Origin of the sequence: Aeromonas sp. L_1B5_3 (assembly GCF_963866575.1) — a bacterium.
In the GTDB taxonomy this organism is placed as follows: Bacteria; Pseudomonadota; Gammaproteobacteria; order Enterobacterales; family Aeromonadaceae; genus Aeromonas; species Aeromonas jandaei.
The window spans coordinates 1-16887 of the sequence record NZ_CAWMDN010000161.1 but is presented as its reverse complement, the minus strand read 5'-3'; the positions used below and the strand labels follow the sequence as shown (position 1 = coordinate 16887).

16 protein-coding genes and 1 riboswitch are annotated in these 16887 nt (G+C 58.8%); of the genes, 5 read left to right on the top strand and 11 right to left on the bottom strand.

Annotated elements, in window-relative coordinates; genetic code table 11:
* Positions 1–18: 18 nt before the first annotated feature.
* The 4 genes from asrC to AACR93_RS20945 form a co-directional block, all read right to left on the bottom strand.
* Positions 19–1029: a sulfite reductase subunit C gene (asrC, locus tag AACR93_RS20960; RefSeq protein WP_043849790.1), complete on the bottom strand. Its 1011-nt coding sequence runs from the start codon at positions 1027–1029 to the stop codon at positions 19–21.
* A gap of 11 nt (positions 1030–1040) precedes the next feature.
* Entirely contained in the window at positions 1041–1880 is an 840-nt protein-coding gene (asrB, locus tag AACR93_RS20955) for an anaerobic sulfite reductase subunit AsrB (protein WP_043849789.1), read from the bottom strand.
* Position 1881: 1 nt separating this feature from the next.
* On the bottom strand, positions 1882–2940 hold the full coding sequence (gene asrA, locus AACR93_RS20950; protein ID WP_043849788.1) for an anaerobic sulfite reductase subunit AsrA: 1059 nt from the start codon (positions 2938–2940) through the stop codon (positions 1882–1884).
* 196 nt (positions 2941–3136) lie between these two features.
* Positions 3137–3979: a patatin-like phospholipase family protein gene (locus AACR93_RS20945; protein ID WP_043849787.1), complete on the bottom strand. Its 843-nt coding sequence runs from the start codon at positions 3977–3979 to the stop codon at positions 3137–3139.
* Positions 3980–4244: 265 nt separating this feature from the next.
* Here AACR93_RS20945 and AACR93_RS20940 point away from each other — a divergent pair, with 265 nt between their 5' ends.
* Positions 4245–5261: a S66 family peptidase gene (locus AACR93_RS20940; RefSeq protein ID WP_043849786.1), complete on the top strand. Its 1017-nt coding sequence runs from the start codon at positions 4245–4247 to the stop codon at positions 5259–5261.
* Positions 5262–5324: 63 nt separating this feature from the next.
* Here the strand turns inward: AACR93_RS20940 and AACR93_RS20935 are convergent, their stop codons facing one another.
* A complete protein-coding gene (locus AACR93_RS20935; RefSeq protein ID WP_043849785.1) occupies positions 5325–7580 on the bottom strand; it encodes an LTA synthase family protein in 2256 nt (751 codons plus the stop codon).
* A 255-nt stretch (positions 7581–7835) separates the two neighbouring features.
* On the opposite strand from AACR93_RS20935, the gene AACR93_RS20930 reads away from it, so the two are divergent.
* Positions 7836–8921 carry a hypothetical protein gene (locus AACR93_RS20930; RefSeq protein WP_043849783.1) on the top strand — a complete coding sequence of 362 codons (1086 nt, stop codon included), beginning with the start codon at positions 7836–7838 and terminating at the stop codon, positions 8919–8921.
* Between the two features lie 79 nt (positions 8922–9000).
* Here AACR93_RS20930 and lysC read toward each other — a convergent pair whose 3' ends face one another.
* Together lysC and argA are read right to left on the bottom strand one after the other, a co-directional pair.
* The gene (gene lysC / locus AACR93_RS20925) at positions 9001–10353 is read right to left on the bottom strand and encodes a lysine-sensitive aspartokinase 3 (protein ID WP_043849782.1); all 1353 of its coding nucleotides are present in this window, start codon (positions 10351–10353) and stop codon (positions 9001–9003) included.
* Between the two features lie 90 nt (positions 10354–10443).
* Positions 10444–10668, bottom strand: a riboswitch (Lysine riboswitch).
* Positions 10669–10775: 107 nt separating this feature from the next.
* Complete coding sequence (gene argA / locus AACR93_RS20920) at positions 10776–12104, bottom strand: amino-acid N-acetyltransferase (RefSeq protein ID WP_043849781.1); 1329 nt, start codon at positions 12102–12104, stop codon at positions 10776–10778.
* Positions 12105–12372: 268 nt separating this feature from the next.
* Between argA and msrA the strand changes: the two genes are divergently transcribed.
* Entirely contained in the window at positions 12373–13005 is a 633-nt protein-coding gene (gene msrA / locus AACR93_RS20915) for a peptide-methionine (S)-S-oxide reductase MsrA (RefSeq protein WP_043849780.1), read from the top strand.
* Between the two features lie 245 nt (positions 13006–13250).
* Here msrA and AACR93_RS20910 read toward each other — a convergent pair whose 3' ends face one another.
* From AACR93_RS20910 to AACR93_RS20900, 3 genes are read right to left on the bottom strand one after another with little or no spacing between them, the layout of a single operon-like run.
* Entirely contained in the window at positions 13251–13589 is a 339-nt protein-coding gene (locus AACR93_RS20910) for a DUF3802 family protein (protein WP_042029919.1), read from the bottom strand.
* A gap of 57 nt (positions 13590–13646) precedes the next feature.
* Positions 13647–14123 (bottom strand): GNAT family N-acetyltransferase, encoded by a 477-nt coding sequence (locus tag AACR93_RS20905; RefSeq protein WP_043849779.1) that lies wholly within the window; start codon positions 14121–14123, stop codon positions 13647–13649.
* On the bottom strand, positions 14120–14503 hold the full coding sequence (locus AACR93_RS20900; protein ID WP_043849778.1) for an MmcQ/YjbR family DNA-binding protein: 384 nt from the start codon (positions 14501–14503) through the stop codon (positions 14120–14122). Before AACR93_RS20900 ends, AACR93_RS20905 begins: the two co-directional genes overlap by 4 nt.
* Positions 14504–14615: 112 nt before the next feature.
* Between AACR93_RS20900 and AACR93_RS20895 the strand changes: the two genes are divergently transcribed.
* Both AACR93_RS20895 and AACR93_RS20890 read left to right on the top strand, forming a co-directional pair.
* Positions 14616–15404 carry an alpha/beta fold hydrolase gene (locus AACR93_RS20895; protein WP_043849777.1) on the top strand — a complete coding sequence of 263 codons (789 nt, stop codon included), beginning with the start codon at positions 14616–14618 and terminating at the stop codon, positions 15402–15404.
* 375 nt (positions 15405–15779) lie between these two features.
* Positions 15780–15920 (top strand): hypothetical protein, encoded by a 141-nt coding sequence (locus AACR93_RS20890; protein ID WP_156152878.1) that lies wholly within the window; start codon positions 15780–15782, stop codon positions 15918–15920.
* On the opposite strand, the gene AACR93_RS20885 is transcribed toward AACR93_RS20890, so the two are convergent.
* Positions 15903–16754 (bottom strand): hypothetical protein, encoded by an 852-nt coding sequence (locus AACR93_RS20885; RefSeq protein WP_043849776.1) that lies wholly within the window; start codon positions 16752–16754, stop codon positions 15903–15905. The genes AACR93_RS20890 and AACR93_RS20885 overlap by 18 nt on opposite strands.
* Positions 16755–16887 lie beyond the last annotated feature (133 nt).

The window sequence follows — 16887 nt, the reverse complement described above, 5'->3', positions numbered from 1 at the left end:
CCCCAAACGAGGTTTTTCCTATTGCACCGCTTTGACATGCATGTTGGCGACGTACTGATCTTCGGCCCAGAAGATGCGGTCGGCGACCATGGCTTCCGGGTTGAGGGTGACGCCGCGCAGCACCCGCTCCTTGAACTTGTGATAACCGGCCCGATCGATAAGGTGACCCATGTGCAGGTAGATGGGTTTGCCATCCAGCATCTCGGCCTCGAACTCGAACAGGTTCTTGATCACCGCATGCAGCACCTCTTCGGTGACCCAGTTGAGAAACAGCTTGCCGGTACGGGGAGTCTTCTTGCTGGTGCGTCCCCCCAGCTTGACCATGTAGAGCTGCTTGGGATCCCGCTGCCAGGCGAGGGTCGGGCAGGCCAGCACGCATTCGCCACAGCCGATGCACTTGCTCTCCTCCTTGACCGCCTTGCCATGCTTGATGGCGAGGCAATCCACCGCGTGGTGGCTGCACGCCTTGACGCAGGCGCCGCAGCCGATGCAGCGCTCGGCATTGAAGTGGATCTTGGCGATGCCGAGGATGCCGAAGTCGGCCATGTTGGCCTTGGCGCAGTCGTTGGGGCAGCCGGCGATCACCATCTTGAGGTGATAGGGATTGGGGTAGAGGTGCTTCTCCATCCGCTGGGCCAGCCCGGTGCAGTCGATATTGCCCTTCTGGCAGATGGTGTTGCCCTGACAGGCGACGATGTTGCGTCCGCCGATGCTCTGGTAACCGGCGCGGGTGTCCTCTACCTCGATGCCGCAGGTCTCCACCTCAATCTCCCTGATAAAGGGCTCGAGGGCGGCATTGACCTTGTCCATGTCCTGATACTTGATGCCGGGCATCGCCAGCTTCTGGCGGGTGGTGAGGTGGATCAGGCCGTTGCCGTACTGTTCGGCAATCTGCTGGGCCACCGCCAGCAGGTGGGCGGGCATGATCCCGCCGGGAATGCGCACGCTGATCATCGCTTCGCCGCGCACCTTGGAGAGGCGGTATTCGTTCTTGGCGCGGGCCTTGATGATGTCGATATCGAGACTCATGGTGTTCTCCCTCAGTCGATCAGATGCTGGGCCTGGTCAAAACGAAAGACCGGTCCATCCACGCAGATATAGGTGTCGCCCATCCGGCAGTGGCCACACTTGCCCACAGCGCAAGCCATGCGGCGTTCGTAGTCGACCCAGATGCGCTCCTTGGGGATGCCACGCTCAAGCAGGGCGAGCACCACGAAGCGGATCATGACGGGAGGGCCGACCACGATGGCCTGGATATCCTCGCTATCCGAGAGATCCAGCTGGTCGATGTAGTCGGTGACCCGGCCGATGCGAAACTGCTCGCTCTCCTCACCCTCATCCAGCGTGACGATGAGGTTCTGGCGCTCGGCCCAGAGCGGCATCTCGTGGCGATAGAGCACCGCCTGCTCGTTCTTGAAGCCGAGGATCATGTCGAGGGACTTCACCTGTTCCGGGTGTTTGCTAAAGCGACGCAGCAGCCCCTTGACCGGGGCGACGCCGGTGCCGCCCGCCACCACGATGAGGTGCTGGTTGCGATAGGCCTCCAGCGGGTAGCCGTTGCCGTGGACGCCGCGCATCCACACCTTGTCGCCCACATCGAGGGCAAACAGGGCATCGGTGACCTTGCCGACTTTGCGGATCAGCAGATCCACATAGCCATCGCCATAGTCGGAGACCGAGATGGGCGCCTCGCCCACGGTGGGCAGGGAGATCTCCACAAACTGGCCGTAGTGGACATCAAAGTCGCGGGATACCCGAAAGTTCCACTCCAGTTCGGTGTGACGCTCGATGGCCAGAATGGTGTAGGCCTTGGGCAGCAGGCGATTTTCGACTGCTTCCTGCTGCTGTTCTGCTGTTGCGGTTTGTTGGCACTGGCACATATCAGTTCGCCCCCTGCGCGTGGTCGGCCGCGATGGTCTGTTCGACCACATCGGTCATCTTGTTGATGATGTTGCTAAAGGAGATGTAGTGAGGGCAGCGATCGTCGCAGCGGCCGCAGCCGACGCACATGTGCTCTTCCCCCTGACGGGCCTTGTAGTCGTTGACCTTGTGCAGGGCGCGATAACGCAGACGCTCGCCATGTTTGGCACGAAAACCGTGGCCACCGGCCATGTCGCTGAAGCCATCTACCATGCAGCTGGCCCACTGGCGACGGCGTTCACCCTGCTTGGGGTTCTCCGCATAGGTGAGGTCGTGCACGCTGTAGCAGCTGCAGGTCGGGCAGGAGGTGGTGCAGCGGCCACAGCCGATGCAGCGGCTGTCGTACTCGGCCCAGACCGGATGGGCGGTGAGGATCTGGCGGATCTGCTGCGGGTCGTCACAGACGCTGTCCGGGGTGCGCACCTTGACCGGGTTGCTCTGGACAAACTCCGGGGTGAAGTCGTCGGGCTCGCCCAGCTTGGCAAAGTAGCCGAGCAGCTCGGGATCCTTCACCTCGATGCGGGCCCCCTCATCGCTCAGACGAATGGCGGCGGCGTAATCCCGGGTCTCGTTGCTACCCATGGAGACGCAGAAGCAGTTCTCGAAGCTCTCGCGGCACTCCAGCAACACCAGTTTGAGCTTGCTGCGCAGCCGGGCGTAGTAGACATCGCTGTTCTGGCCGTTTTTGAGATAGACCTGATCCAGCCGGCGCAGGGCGTGGATATCGCAGCTGCGCAAGAACAGCAGGGTGGGTTTGGCCTCCACCCTGGATTCGCGCAGCTCCAGATTGTCAAAGTGGAACAGGGTCTGGGTGATGGGGAGCACCACCTCTTTCGGGGAGAAGTGGGACTTCTCCTGCCACACCAGATCGGCCGGATGGCGGATGCTATGGTAGGTGACGTTGTCGGTGTCGGAGAAGCGACCGCCCCGATATTCGGCCGCAGGGGCCATGATCCGGTAATCGGGTAGCAGCCGCTCGAACAGCTGCGCCAGCGCGGGCTGGGTGAGAAGAAACGACATAAATAAACACCTTGTCTTGGGGTGACATGCCTTGGCATTGCAAGGGGCGTGTCTGTCCAGGTATTGACTGGCCGGGAGAGCTGGGTTGCTCTCGCCGCGGTCCGGTTTATGACTCATCTTGTTCAACTGACCCGATTGTTATTGTGTTGGCGGCGCGTGCGTCGCGGCAGGTCGGGTCATGCCTGTAAAGCTGTTATCAATTGAGCAGGGCGGCCTGATAGCCTGCGCACTTGCCCATCACGTATCCCATCTCCAGCTTGTTGATATCGCGGGTAAAACGGGACACGGGGAAGTAGTCGGCCGGGGCGATCACCTCGATCTGGCAATCAGCGGGCGGATTGGCGATGAAATCGAGCGCCTCGTTGTAGCTGCGATCCCTCTGCTCCAGCGCCTGTGCCAGCGCGGGGTGAGTCTTGAGCAGGGTGCGGATCATCCAGGGGAAGGGCATCGGTTTGAGCCGGTAGCCCAGCGGCTCGGAGAGGATCACCGTCATCTGGCGGGCGCCGCGGCGGTAGGCCTCGATCACCGGGATGGAGTCGGCGACGCCACCATCGGTCATCGGCACCCCGTGCACCTCGGGATATTCGCGAGAGGCGAGGGGAATGGCGCAGCTGGCGGGCAGCACCTCATCCATGTTCTCCGGCTTGACCCGGATGTACTCCGCCTTGCCAGTCAGGGCATTGGTCACCACCGCATAGAAGGGGATGCCGCTCTCCCGATAGCGATGGATATCGAGGGGGTATTTGCGGCAGCTGGTGTGCCAGAGCCAGTGGATATCCACCAGATTGCCCCCCTTGGCAAAACGCAGGGGATCCAGAAACTGCTGGCTGCACGCCAGTTTGGTCAGGATCTCGTGGCTGCGGCCATGCTGGCTGGCGAGATAAGCCAGCAAGTTGGTGGCCCCCGCCGAGACACCGATGGCGAAGTCAAATGGGCGATAGTCATGCTCGATAAACGCATCCAGCACGCCGCTGGCAAATATGCCGCGCATGGCGCCGCCTTCTACAACCAATGCGCTGGGGGATGCGTTTTTGTTCATGACAGGCACCTCATTGATAAGTCAGAGAGAAAAAGTGGGAAAGAGAACGTTCGGGCTGTCAGGCCGACCATTCTGACAACCAACCGGGGTTGGCCATCGCAATGAGGTCATTCTAGGAAGGGGATGGTGTTTAGAATATCTGTTAATAATGAATAAAGTGTTTTGTATTTCTAAACGATACTGATAAACCCGTTGTGATCAAAGGGGTTGTGTAGGAGTCTCAACGACTCTGTGATGGCTGGATATTGGCAAGGATGAGTGTGTCATGACGTTATTGGTTCCCCCGCTGCTACAACGTGGCGATACCATCGCTTTTTTCTCCCCCTCCAGCGCGGCGACCGCCTGGGCACCCAACCGTTTTGCCCGCGCAAAAGCCTTTCTTGAGGGGCAGGGCTTCAGGCTCAAGGCGGGCAGCCTCACCGGCCAGCAGGATCACTGGCGATCCGGCTCCATCGCCGCGCGGGCCGAGGAGCTCAACGCCCTTATTCGCGACCCCGAAGTGCGCTGCATCATGTCGGTGATTGGCGGCAGCAACTCCAACTCCCTGCTCCCTTATCTCGATTTTGATGCGCTCAAGCGCGATCCCAAGATCATCGTTGGCTACTCAGACGTGACGGCGTTGCTGCTCGGCATCCACGCCCAAACTGGTCTGGTTACCTTTTATGGCCCGGCGCTGGTGGCCTCCTTTGGCGAGTTGCCGCCGTTGGTGGATGAGACGCTGGCCAGTTTTTTACAGATTGCGTTGGCCGATGACGCTGGCGTCCCCTGCACGCTGCCCACCCCGGCAAAGTGGAGCGATGAACGGCTCGATTGGGAAAACCAGACCCGGTCTAAGCAGTGCCAGCCCAATCGGCTGATCTCGGTGGGCTCAGGCCGGGTTGAGGGGAGGCTGATTGGCGGCAACCTCAACACCATGGCGGGGATCTGGGGGGCCCCCTATATGCCGCCCATCGAGCGCGGTGACATTTTGCTGCTGGAGGACAGCCTGAAATCTGCCGAGACGCTGGAGCGATCCTTTGCCCATCTCAAGCTGTGCGGGGTGTTTGAGCGGATCGGCGGCCTGATCCTCGGCAAGCACGAGCTGTTCAACGATCAGGGTAGCGGCAAGCGTCCCCTTGATATTCTGCTGGAGGTAGTGGGGGAGCCAAGCTTCCCTATTCTGGCTGAGTTTGACTGCGCCCATACCCACCCCATGCTGACGTTGCCGCTGGGTATCGAGGTGGGGCTTGATCTCGACCGCCAGCAGCTCACCTTGCTGGAGCCCTGGTGGCGAGCAGAATGAGGGCGAAATGAATGTCAAAAAACAAGGCCGCTTAGCGGCCTTGTCTGTTTTTGTGGGGCGTGATCAGGGCAGGGCATCGGGTCGGAAGCTGGCGCGGATCTGCGGCACCAGGCTTGAAGGGTCGAACCCTTTCTCCTCGCCCAGCACCGGATGGAGCAGGGGTTTTTCTTCGATTGGGGTGATATCCCCCGCCAGCAGCTGGCGGGTGGCCTGACCCATCTGGTAGAGCTGGCGCACCGGCGCAAACTGGGTCGCCAGATTGAGGGGGTCATCGGCGCGGGTGAAGGCCATCATGGGGATCTGATAGGTGGCATCGCGCGCCGGTTTGTCGCCGTGAATGCCCTTTCCGGCGGACATCAAAAACGGCTGGTGATCGCCAAAGGCGATGACCAGATAGCGTTTGCCCGACTGATCGAGACTCTTGAGCAGCCGCTCCAGCGAGGCCATGGCATCCACTACCCCGGTGTAGTAGGTATTGAGCAGCTGCCTGTCACTCTCGCTCTCGTTCGGGCAAGCGCCGCTGCGCTCCTGTGCCTGATAGCGGGGGCCATCGAAGGGGCCGTGGCCCTGCATGGTGACCGCATAGGCAAAGAGCGGTTTGTCATCCTGTTCGCTGCGTTTGAGCAGGTGATCAACGAGGGCATCGTCCGAGATATAGAGCCCCTTGTGCTCGAGGGTGGAAAAACGGCTGTCGAACCAGCGTTCCTGATAGCCAAGCGCCGGGATCGCCTTGGCGCGGCCCCAGAACTTCTCCACATAGGGGTGGACGAAGAGGGTCTGGTAGCCACTCTGGTTGGCACTGCGGGCAAGGCCCGGCACCTGATCCGAGAGGTAGTAGTAGGGCACCACACCCTGCTTGAGCAGCCCCACCGGCAGGCCGGTGTTCATCTCGAACTCCGCCAGCACCGTCATGCCGCCGGTGGTGGGGGAGTGGATGGTCTTGTGCCACTGCTGGATGGTGGCGGGCAGGTTCAGGGTGGGTGCGGGGGCGCAGAGCCGCCCTTGCCAGTCGAGCATCAGCGACTCATATTGCAGCACGATCACCAGATCCCAGCGCGGCACCGCCCCCTGTGGCGGTTGGCTCAGCTGGGGGGTGAATTCGTTGATCTGCAAGGGGTAGCGAAACACGCTGCCCTGCTCCAGCATCTCGTCCACCAGATTGAACAGGTAGAGACCGGGGCCGGAACGGATGATGTCCCTGTGGTAGTTGACCGCCCGATCCACGTAGCGCACGTTGGCCCCCAGCAGCTTGTTGCTGGTCTGGGTGGCAAAGACGCAAAGGGCAAAGAAGGCCACGGTGGCGGCGGCGGTGCGCAGGATCCAGCGGGAGAGGGCAAAGCGCCAGCAGAGGAAGAGCACCATAGCGCCGCCAAGCAGCGGCACGACGGGGTGCTGATCCTGCAGGATCCGCAGCAGCGCCATCAGGTTGCCGAGATCATCGCCGCCGAGCGGCACGCCGTAGATGGCGATCTTCATGAAGTTGGCCAGCAGCCCTATACCGGAGAGCGCGGTAAAGACCAGCCCCATGTAGAGGTTGAATCCGGCCAGCGCGCAGAGGCTCCAGCCCAGCACCATGCTGCCCCAGGCGAGGTAGTAGTGCTCCGGGCGAAAGCCTGACCAGAGCAGAAATTCCCCCAGTTTGAACACCACGAAGCCGTGCAGCAGCACGAAGGTGAGGTTGCCGAGCAGCAGGCTGCCGATGATGCGCCAGCGCAGACTGCGGCGCAGCCTTGGCAGCACCGCCTTCAGCACAGCGGCGCTCAGCGCCAGTACCAGCGTCAGGCTCACCATCAGATAGGTGAGGTTGAAGCCCTGCTCCGGCAGGGTCTGCAGGATCTGGCTGAAGTCGCCGCTCTCGGGGCGGTCGGCCAGCAGCAGGCCGATCCGCAGCTGGTAACGGCTGGACAGCGCATCGTCGGGGGCGCGCAAGGTGCTGTTGAGATCCAGGGTGCAGCGGCGTTGGCGACATACTTGAAGCTTCTCCACCGGCTGGCTCAGCTCGTCGATCCGCTCCCCCTTGTCGTTGAGCAGCTCCACTCGCACCTTGTCTCCCGGCTGGAGCGGCCCTCGCAGTTGCCACTGGCTGCGCACCACCAGATAGAGGCCACGGCTGTCGCTCTTGTAGAGCAGGGCGTGGCGGGTGAGGGTGGCCAGCGGGTTGTCGGCGGGCCCCAGCACCAGCGGTTGGGCACGGCCAAGCCAGCTGCCGGGATTGATGAGGGGCAGCAGCAGGGTGACGATGAGCAGGCCACCGAGCAGGGTCAGCAGCAGGCGGGAGAGGCTCAGGGCGCGGCGACGGCCTGAGAAGGGACGATTCATATCAGCTCATCCTTTGAGCAAGTGAGAGAGATGCAGATCATCTGCATACTATTTGACCCGATGGTGCGTGGCCGGTTCATGGATGTCAATTTAATGACCACCTGATGAATTTTTGGTTGCACTTCGGCCCTGCATATTGTGATCCCGATCGAGAGGTTGTCCGGAATATGTGATGAAAGCGTCATCATGAACGTTTGCTGCTGGTCTGCGAGAGAGGTGCTGTTTAGTCTCTCAGTAGCGACAGGAGGTACATGTATGAATCCCAAGGTGATGGCACGGCAAGCCAGATTGCTGCGTATGCTCGAGAGCAAGGAGGAGATCCGGATCGGGCGCGAACGTGACTGTCCGCTTCCCGTGGCGCAGCTGGTCAAACTCAAGGATTCCCATCCGTCGGTGATCAAGGTCTATCGTCACGGTCTTACCGCCGAGGTGTTTCATCTCAAGATCGATGGCCATCACTGGTGCCTGAAGCGGCGCCGCAACGATTCGCTGGTCGCCAACCTCGATGGCAAGACCGCTTTCCTCACCGAACTGGAGCGGCGGCGCGAAATCGAAGCGCTGCGCGAGTTGCATCCCACCGTGCTCTCCCACGTGGTCTGTACCAGCTTTGGTTCGGCCCGCGCCGGCATTCTGGTCTCGCCCTGGCTGCGGGGTGTGCCGGTGCATCAGCTCAACGAGCGCAATCTGGCGCAGATGCTGGAGGTGCAGGGGGAGCTGGCCCGCTGGGGCTGGTTCGACTGGGACCCTAGCCCGGGCAACCTGCTCGATGACGGCGAACATATCAGCGTGTTCGACTTTGGTTACATGTGGCCCTTCGATCCTCGCTTCGAATACAACTCCAACGGGCTGGTCGACCCGCAATTTCATGTGCCGGAGCGGCTGGAGACCCGCACCCTCTCAGGGCTCTGGCTCGATGAGGCCGATCCCTTGCCGCAGTTCCGCTACTGGCGCGAGCTCTGTCTCAAGTGGGTGAAACGGGAGATCCACCACCTGATACGGGAAGGCGCCAGCGCACCCGTGCTGGCCCGGTTGCAGAGCCTGCAAGGGGAGTGGAGTGCCGCGCTGGCAAGCGACGAGGCGCTCGCCGCCAACTGGTGGCGAGATATGTATCGCAGCCACCGACTCGATGTGGCCGACGATCTCAGTGGCCGCAGCTGCAGCCCGCTCACCCTGCGTCGTCTCGACTGGCTGGAGCAGGCGGTGACCGACCACTACGAGCAGCTGGTCGACAATCTCTCCAGCGAAGAGCTGGGGCTGGGCCAGAGCGAGCTGCTGGCCAGATTGCAGCGCCAGCGCCGCGAAGTGATGGCGTGCCAGTTGCCGGTGACCACCTGCGCCTGAGCCCGCCTCAGCGAAACAGAAATGAAAAGGGCACCTTGCGGGTGCCCTTTTGCATGGTCGGATTTGCCAGCCGTGAGGGTTAGTCCAGCAGCTCCTGATGGAGGCGGTTGACGATCTGGCCCGCTTCGCCCTCTTTGACCAGGAAGCAGAGGTTGTGGGCGCTGGCGCCGTAGCAGATCATCCGGATGTTATGGTCGCGCAGGGCATCGAATACCCGGCTGCCCACCCCGTTGACCTCACTCATCCGGTTGCCGATGAGCGCCACCAGAGCCAGCTCGTTCTCCACCTCGACTTTGCAGAGCTGGCTGAGTTCGGCCAGCACCTTGTCGCTGAGCACTGGTTCGCCATTGCTCTGGCTGCCGGTGTGATCCAGGGTGAGCGACACGCTCACCTCCGAGGTGGTGATGAGGTCTACCGAGATGCGGTGACGGGCCAGAATGCCGAACACCTCGGCCAGAAAGCCATAGGCGTGGAACATGTTGAGGCTGTGCAGGGTAACCAGTACCTGCTGGCGACGCAGGGCCACGGCGCGAAACAGCGGGCTGGTGTCCGTGGTGGAGCGGATCCAGGTTCCCCCTGCCTGCGGCTCCCTGCTTGAGCCGACAAAGACCGGAATGTTCTGGCGCACCGCCGGTTGCAGGGTGGCGGGGTGGAGCACCTTGGCGCCGAAGGTGGCCATCTCTGCCGCCTCGACAAAGCTGATTTCGGGAATGGGGCGGGCCCGGGTGACGAGGCGTGGATCCGTGGTGTAGATGCCGGGTACATCGGTCCAGATCTCGATACTGGTGGCATCGAGCGCTTCGGCGAGCAGGGCCGCGCTGTAGTCGGAGCCGCCACGGCCAAGCGTGGTGGTGCGACCATCGCCATCGGCACCAATAAAGCCCTGGGTGATGACGAGGGTGTCGCCAAGCACCGGGCCCAGCGTCTGCTGGCAGAGATCGCGAGTCGCGTTCAGGTCGACGGTGGCCTTGCCAAAGCGGCTGTCGGTGCGCATCAGCTGGCGTACATCCTGCCAGTGGGCATTGACGCCGCGCTGGCGCAGCAACTCGGTAAAGAGGCGGGTCGACATCAGTTCGCCGCAGGCGATGAGGCGATCAGCCAGTTCGGCATCGGTTTGCTGGCTGGCCTGCTGCGCCATGGTGCGGATCTCGCCGAGCTGATCGTGGATCAGGGCGGTCACCTCGGCGGGGTGGCCAAGGTCGGCCAGAATGGCCTGCTGAATGTCAGCCAGCCTGGCCAGCTGGGCTTCGCGGCCCGCGTCGTCCAGCTCACCCTGAGCCAGTGCCACCAGCAGATTGGTGACGCCGGCGCTGGCGCTCAGCACCACGATGCGGGTGGCGGGATTGGCCAGCACGATATCGGCGCAGTTGTTCATGGCCGCGGCGTTGGCGACACTGGTTCCGCCAAACTTGGCGACATTGATCGGGCTCATTGCTTACTCCTGTCTTAATTTAAAAATCCGGATCCATCGGGCAAAAAAGAGAGGAGGAGGCTGAAAATGGCAGGAATGTGCGAAGCGATCCCGGCCAGAAGCACTCCACCCGCAGAGCCCATCCCGTACCCGCCCCTGACAGGGCGCGGTGGGGGATGACCACTACCGATGACAACCCGGGGGATTCAGCCCCCGCAGCCGACACTGAGGTTTCCAGTCTCCTCAGATGTCTCGGCGCTGCTCCCCCTGACCCAAGTTCACCGGACTCTGGCGTCCTCTCTCGGGCTGCCTGGGCAGCGCTCCTCTTCTGGCTCCACCATGGCGGTGGAGTGCATTTAGAAATACCTTGCGTTGGATTGGACTGTCAATCGAGTTTGTAAAAAAGTTCAAAATGTCAGCTAACTCAACGCAAAATCAATAGGTTACACAATGGTTTTTGACAAAACCTTGGAACGACGCTGCCAGTTGTAGAGGCGCTGGCGCTCAACCGGCAGATCCTCCACCTCCAGCGGTTCGAACCCCCGCTCCCGGAACCAGTGGATGGAGCGGGTGGTGAGCACGAACAGGCGGTGGATGCCGAGCCGCTTGGCCCGCTCGGCCACCTTGGCCACCAGCTGATCCCCCCGGTTGGAGTTGCGATAGTCGGGATGGATGGCGACGCAGGCCATCTCCGCCATCGCCTCTTCCATAAAGCAGTAGAGCGCCGCGCAGCCGATGATGAGGCCATCGCGCTCGATGATGGTGAACTTGTCGATCTCCATCTCCAGCTGCTCGCGGGAGCGGCGCACCAGAATGCCTTCCTCCTCCAGCGGGCGAATGAGGTCGAGAATGCCACCGATGTCCTCGATGGTGGCGGCGCGGGCCTGCTCGGCGCTCTCCCGCACGATCTGGGTGCCGAGGCCGTCGCGGCTGAACAGCTCCTGCAGCATGGCGCCATCATCCTGATAGCTCACCAGATGGGAGCGGGGCACCCCGCCGCGGCAAGAGGCAATGGCCGCGCGCAGGTAGCGGGCAGTGCCGGACATCTCTTCTCCCGCCAGCTCCAGTTCCACCAGCAGCTCTTCGGCCTGTTCGGGGAAGAGCTCGGAGATAGCCTCGCCGTGTCTGTCCATTACCCCCTGGGTGCTGCTGAAGCAGATAAGCTTGTCCGCCTTGAGATCGACCGCCACCCGGCGGGCCACCTCTTCCGAACTCAGGTTGAAGCTCTCGCCGGTGACCGAGCAGCCGATGGGGGAGATGAGCACCAGACTCTTCTGATCGAGCTGGCGGGTGATCCCCTCCACGTCGATACGGCGCACCCGGCCGCTGTGGCAAAAGTCGATACCATCATCCACCCCCAGCGGCTGGGCGGTGACGAAGTTGCCGCTCACCACGCTGATCCGCGCACCCTGCATCGGAGTGTTGGCGAGCCCCATGGAGAGCTGGGCTGTGATGTCATATTGCAGGCCACCACACACCTGTTTGATGATGGCGAAGCTCTCGTCATCGGTGACCCGGATCCGCTTGTGGTACTGGGCCTCGATCCCTGCGCGGGCCAGCGCTTCATCGTTTTGCGGACGTGAACCAAACACCAGCACCAGCCGTATGCCCAGCGTCTGCAGCAGGGCGATATCGCTGACGATATTGGCAAAGTTGGGGTGGCAGACGGCTTCTCCCCCCATCATCAGCACAAAGGTGGCGCCCCGATGGACATTGACATAGGGAGTAGATTGCCGAAAGGCATTGACCAGACTGGGCTCACGTTCACGCACTTGATATTTCTTCCATAAAAAAACAGCGATTGGCTCAATATATGAAAATAAATTCACAAATCAAGACTAAATATTGATTTGGTTGGGTTTGTTGGCCAACCGGATGCCTTGCCCGTGCGTAACTGGTCGAAGTGGCAGGAGAGGCGCAGGGGAGTGAAGAGGAGGATGGGGGCGGGAGGCGCCGGTTGATCCGGTGCCACAAACTGTTATCTTCGATGCTCCTTTTCGTCATCGTGCATTGGCACCGGTTTTTACAAGGAGTGGCTTGATGGAACAGATTATTTCGCCGGCAGAGGCGTTGCCGGGGCGCAGCGAGGCCATGGTGATTGGCCAGCAGCATGCAGTAAACGGCCATCCGACTCAGGGGCACTGGCCCGAGAACATGGCGATCGCCTGGTTTGGCATGGGCTGCTTCTGGGGCGTGGAGCGCCTGTTCTGGCAGCAGCCCGGGGTCTACTCCACCGCGGCAGGTTATCAGGGCGGCGTCACCCCCAATCCCACCTACAAGGAGGTGTGCAGCGGGCTGACCGGTCATGCCGAGACGGTGCAGGTGGTGTTTGATCCGGCGGTCATCAGCTATGGCGATCTGCTCAAATTGTTCTGGGAGCAGCACGATCCGGCGCAGGGGATGCGGCAGGGTGGGGACATTGGTACCCAGTACCGTTCGGTCATCTTCTATGGCGATGAGAGTCAGCAGGTCATCGCCCAGCAGAGTCTGGCTGCTTACCAGCAGGCCATGGCGGCGAGCGGTGACAGCCGGGCCATCACCACCCGCATCCTGCCGCTGGCGCCTTTCTACTACGCCGAGGAGTATCACCAGCAATATCTGGAGAAGAACCCGGATGGCTACTGCGGATTGGGTGGTATTGGAGTCTGTTTACCGCCGAGCCTGAACCGCTGAACAGGTTTGTAGTCGATTCCGTAAAAAAAGTGAAAATAAATGGTCGGAGGAGGGAACTTATTGCGACCAGTCGGGACTAACTAGGTAGCGTCCAGGGATCGGATGCGAAGTCCAGACACATTTCTTGCCTTGATAACCGCCTGATGAATGAACGCACTGGCGGATTGAAAATGATAGCAAGCAGGGCTGCCCATCAAGGCGGCCCTTTTCATATCTGCTTGTTTTAGCTCGGGAGGGGCGATCGGTCAGGCGATCGCGCTGTCGAAGAGGTTCTTGATAAGATCGATAAACTCGATGAGGAAGGCTTTCTGCTCCGGGGTCGGGGCACGCAGCCAGACGGCGGAGAGCACCTCTTCCAGATCGGCGACCACGGCGTCCGCCTCCTGCATGATGGTAAAGCGCACCTTGGGTGCCAGCTGAGGGTTCTGCTCGCAGATGGCCATCAGGTTGCTGGCCACCCGGCTACTGACGAGATCCTCGATGGTCTGCTCGCCACCCGCGTTCTGTTGCTGGGCCTCAAACAGTCCCAAACTCTCCACCAGATACTCGATCAGCGAGATATAGCCTTCACTCTCTACCACCATGGTTGCTGCCTCAATACAGTAACAATACGAAAATTAAGCGTATTTTAGTGGCTTGATCTAGCTTGGCAAGCAGCAGTGCAGGCGATGGCGGGTAAAACTGACTCCGCCGCGCTCCACGCTTTCCACGCCGGTCAAGGTAAAGCCATGCCGTAAAAATAGCTCATAACTGAAGGCGCTGGCCTCGGTTGTGATGGCACTGATGCCAAGGGCACGGGCACCTGCCAGCGCTGTGGTGAGCAGCAGATTGCCCAGCCCCTGCCGCTGGTGGGCTGCTCCGACGTAGAGCAGGCTGAGGTGGCCATCGGCGCTCAGGGTGACAAAACCGGCAGGCGCTTCACCCAGCATGGCAACCCAGCCATGATGCTCGCGCAGCTGGCTGATAAAGCCGGGATGACGGGCGCCGAGCGCCCACTGCTCCACCTGCTCCGGGCTGTAGTGCTGGGGGCCGGTGTGGCGTATCGCCTGCTCGAACAGGGTGACCAGCGCTGGAATATGTTGCTCGCCAAGGGGGGCGATAAAGAGGAGAGGCGTCATGCCGAAGCACCCTGATCAGCGGCATTGCCGGCGGGGGCCATGGGCCGTCTGGATTTCGGCAAACCGGCGACAACCCGCTCATAGGAGTGGTGCACCCAGCCTTGCCAGAGATCATCGGGCAAGGTGTTGTTCAGGGTCACTGTGTTCCAGTGTTGCTTGTTCATATGCCAGCCCGGTTTTACCTCGGGGTGAAGCTCGCGCAGCAGCAGCGCCAGCTCGGGCTCGCACTTGAGGTTGATGGTGAGCGGGTCAGCTTGCCAATCCACCAGCGCGAACATCTTGCCGGCGATGCGGTAGACCAGGATCTCCGGGCCAAACGGGGTATCTTCCTGACTGCCCGGCAACGAGAGCAGAAAGTGGCGTAAAGGGGTTAACTCCATGGTCTGGTCTCGCTGTGGGTGATCCGATCAGTGCGGTTGCATATCAATCAGGGGAAGGCATCTGTTACTATGCGCAGCCGAGTATACCCCCCATCACCGAGGGAGCCTATTGATGTTGTATCACAAGACTTTCGAACTGGGTCCCGAGCGGGATTGGGTGGTGTTTGTCCACGGCGCCGGTGGCAGCTCCTCCATCTGGTTCAAGCAGCTGCGCGCCTATCGCGAGCACTTCAACGTGCTGCTGCTGGACTTGCGCGGCCATGGCCAGTCCAACAGGTTGCAACAGGTGATCCTGGGCCACTACAGCTTTCGGGCGGTGACCGAGGATATCGTTCGGCTGCTCGATCATCTCGATATCCGCCGCGCCCACTTTGTCGGCATCTCCCTTGGCACCATCCTTATTCGCCATCTGGCCGAGCTCTGCCCGGAGCGGGTCAAGAGCATGGTACTGGGCGGCGCCATTTTGCGGCTCGATATCCGCTCGCGAGTGCTGGTGCAACTGGGCCGACTCGGCCAGCACGTCCTGCCCTATATGTGGCTCTACCGGCTGTTTGCCTTCATCATCATGCCGCGCCAGCACCATCAGGAGTCGCGCAACCTCTTTGTGCGCGAGGCCCGCAAGCTCTGCCAGAAAGAGTTCAAACGCTGGTTCCGCCTCGCCACCGAGGTCAACCCGCTGATGCGTTATTTTCGCGAGCGCTCCCTGCCCATTCCGACCCTCTATGTGATGGGGGAGGAGGATCATATGTTTCTGGCACCGGTGCGCGAACAGGTGGCCCGCGATGCCAGCTCCTCGCTGGCGGTGATCGAACAGTGCGGCCATGTCTGCAATGTGGAGCAGCCGGAGCAGTTTAATCGCCGTACCCTGGCGTTTATTCAATCGCTGGGAGTGAAGAGATAATATATAGCCAATAGGGTACTCTGAGATCTAACCGTAATAAGTACGTTTTAAAAATGAGTATGTAGCACTATGTATTTTATTTGGTTTTATTAAGACAGGTGAGAGTTAAGTTATATAGTTTTTTTGTTTAAGTTTTTCATGCGATAAACAGCTCTAGAAATGCGAAAATGTGATAATGAAGAGTATGTAAAAAGTATAATCTGAGTGATTCCAAGAGCTGTTGTTGGAACTAACAATATCAGAACATATATAATTATGCTAATGATGGCCATGATAAGTGTCTTGCTCATGAACCAATCAAGATTTATTGTGTTTATCTTGAGAGCGTAATCTTGAGTCACACTTCGAATTGTTATTATTGAGCTGGAATAAATCATGGCGCTAGCTATCGCCCAATCACCAGTTATTAACAAGTCATACCATTTACCAGTAAATCCTTTAACTAAAATCAATGCTAAGAAAGGAATTATGATGAATGTATATGATATCGCTGAATATTTAATCTCCTCCGAATAGTTCACCTTGTTCTCCGTTGCATTGAATTATGTCTATGACCTTTTTTATCTGTGCGTTTTTAATTGTTTGCTTTCCTTTTATTTTCCACAATTCATATACTGAATGGACTAGTAGACTATCTTTCGCATTGATTGTTTTATTGCCATTTTGGAATTCCCCCAACCAAGAATGATCTTTTATGTGGGCATTGTAGATTAATTTTGTTTGAGTATTTTGAAGGCGCCAGTTTAAATCTCCACGAAAGCAAGAGGTTATTACGTCAACTATTTCTTTACCATCATGCTTTTCAAGGAAATTTGAGAACATTTCCTTGGGACGTTTGCTAAGTCTGAAGCTTGTATCTATGTGTACTACATTAGAATTAACACCTGAATTTAACTCCTCCGTGATAGTTAGTGATTCGTTAGGCTCTATCCTTCGGTTCGCATCTGACCATTTTTCCATCGCCAGTGCAATATCTAGTTCATTTAAGGTTGGTTCGACCCTATCTTTAAACTTACCGCTAGCATTAACTTTTTCTTCTAATTTTCGATTATGTTTTTGAGTTATTTTTGACAATGATTCTAAAGAGCCTACTTCACCAGTAAGGTCATTAATTAAATCATTTGGACTAGTTAAGTCATCAAATAACTTTATCAGCCTTAATATTATGGAGCCACTTTTAATCTCGCTTAATTCTATGCGGAATTCTAAGTTATGGTCTAATGCATCAGCAATTGCTGTACCGAAGTCTTCATATGCTGATATATATTGGCCCAATGCAAAAAATACTTCACCTACGTTTTTTCTGTTTTCATTGTACTTTAAGTGGAATTCTACAAATGTTCTAGACATAATATTAAGTCATACCAAATATGAGGTGAACGCTACAAGGAGAATAATACTCTGAAGATCATATTCTATTTGGATGGCATTACTAGTTATTCAGTTGGGTTGCGCTATAGAGTATTTTTTTTTTTTTTTTTTT

Excerpts from the sequence above, each read along its gene's own strand:
- asrC (WP_043849790.1), bottom strand. The coding sequence starts at position 1,029 with ATGAGTCTCGATATCGACATCATCAAGGCCCGCGCCAAGAACGAATAC.
- asrA (WP_043849788.1), bottom strand. The coding sequence starts at position 2,940 with ATGTCGTTTCTTCTCACCCAGCCCGCGCTGGCGCAGCTGTTCGAGCGG.
- AACR93_RS20930 (WP_043849783.1), top strand. The coding sequence starts at position 7,836 with ATGAATCCCAAGGTGATGGCACGGCAAGCCAGATTGCTGCGTATGCTC.
- AACR93_RS20905 (WP_043849779.1), bottom strand. The coding sequence starts at position 14,123 with ATGACGCCTCTCCTCTTTATCGCCCCCCTTGGCGAGCAACATATTCCA.
- AACR93_RS20890 (WP_156152878.1), top strand. The coding sequence starts at position 15,780 with ATGGCGCTAGCTATCGCCCAATCACCAGTTATTAACAAGTCATACCAT.
- AACR93_RS20900 (WP_043849778.1), bottom strand. The coding sequence starts at position 14,503 with ATGGAGTTAACCCCTTTACGCCACTTTCTGCTCTCGTTGCCGGGCAGT.
- AACR93_RS20945 (WP_043849787.1), bottom strand. The coding sequence starts at position 3,979 with ATGAACAAAAACGCATCCCCCAGCGCATTGGTTGTAGAAGGCGGCGCC.
- asrB (WP_043849789.1), bottom strand. The coding sequence starts at position 1,880 with ATGTGCCAGTGCCAACAAACCGCAACAGCAGAACAGCAGCAGGAAGCA.
- AACR93_RS20885 (WP_043849776.1), bottom strand. The coding sequence starts at position 16,754 with ATGTCTAGAACATTTGTAGAATTCCACTTAAAGTACAATGAAAACAGA.
- AACR93_RS20940 (WP_043849786.1), top strand. The coding sequence starts at position 4,245 with ATGACGTTATTGGTTCCCCCGCTGCTACAACGTGGCGATACCATCGCT.
- AACR93_RS20910 (WP_042029919.1), bottom strand. The coding sequence starts at position 13,589 with ATGGTGGTAGAGAGTGAAGGCTATATCTCGCTGATCGAGTATCTGGTG.
- AACR93_RS20935 (WP_043849785.1), bottom strand. The coding sequence starts at position 7,580 with ATGAATCGTCCCTTCTCAGGCCGTCGCCGCGCCCTGAGCCTCTCCCGC.
- AACR93_RS20895 (WP_043849777.1), top strand. The coding sequence starts at position 14,616 with ATGTTGTATCACAAGACTTTCGAACTGGGTCCCGAGCGGGATTGGGTG.
- lysC (WP_043849782.1), bottom strand. The coding sequence starts at position 10,353 with ATGAGCCCGATCAATGTCGCCAAGTTTGGCGGAACCAGTGTCGCCAAC.
- msrA (WP_043849780.1), top strand. The coding sequence starts at position 12,373 with ATGGAACAGATTATTTCGCCGGCAGAGGCGTTGCCGGGGCGCAGCGAG.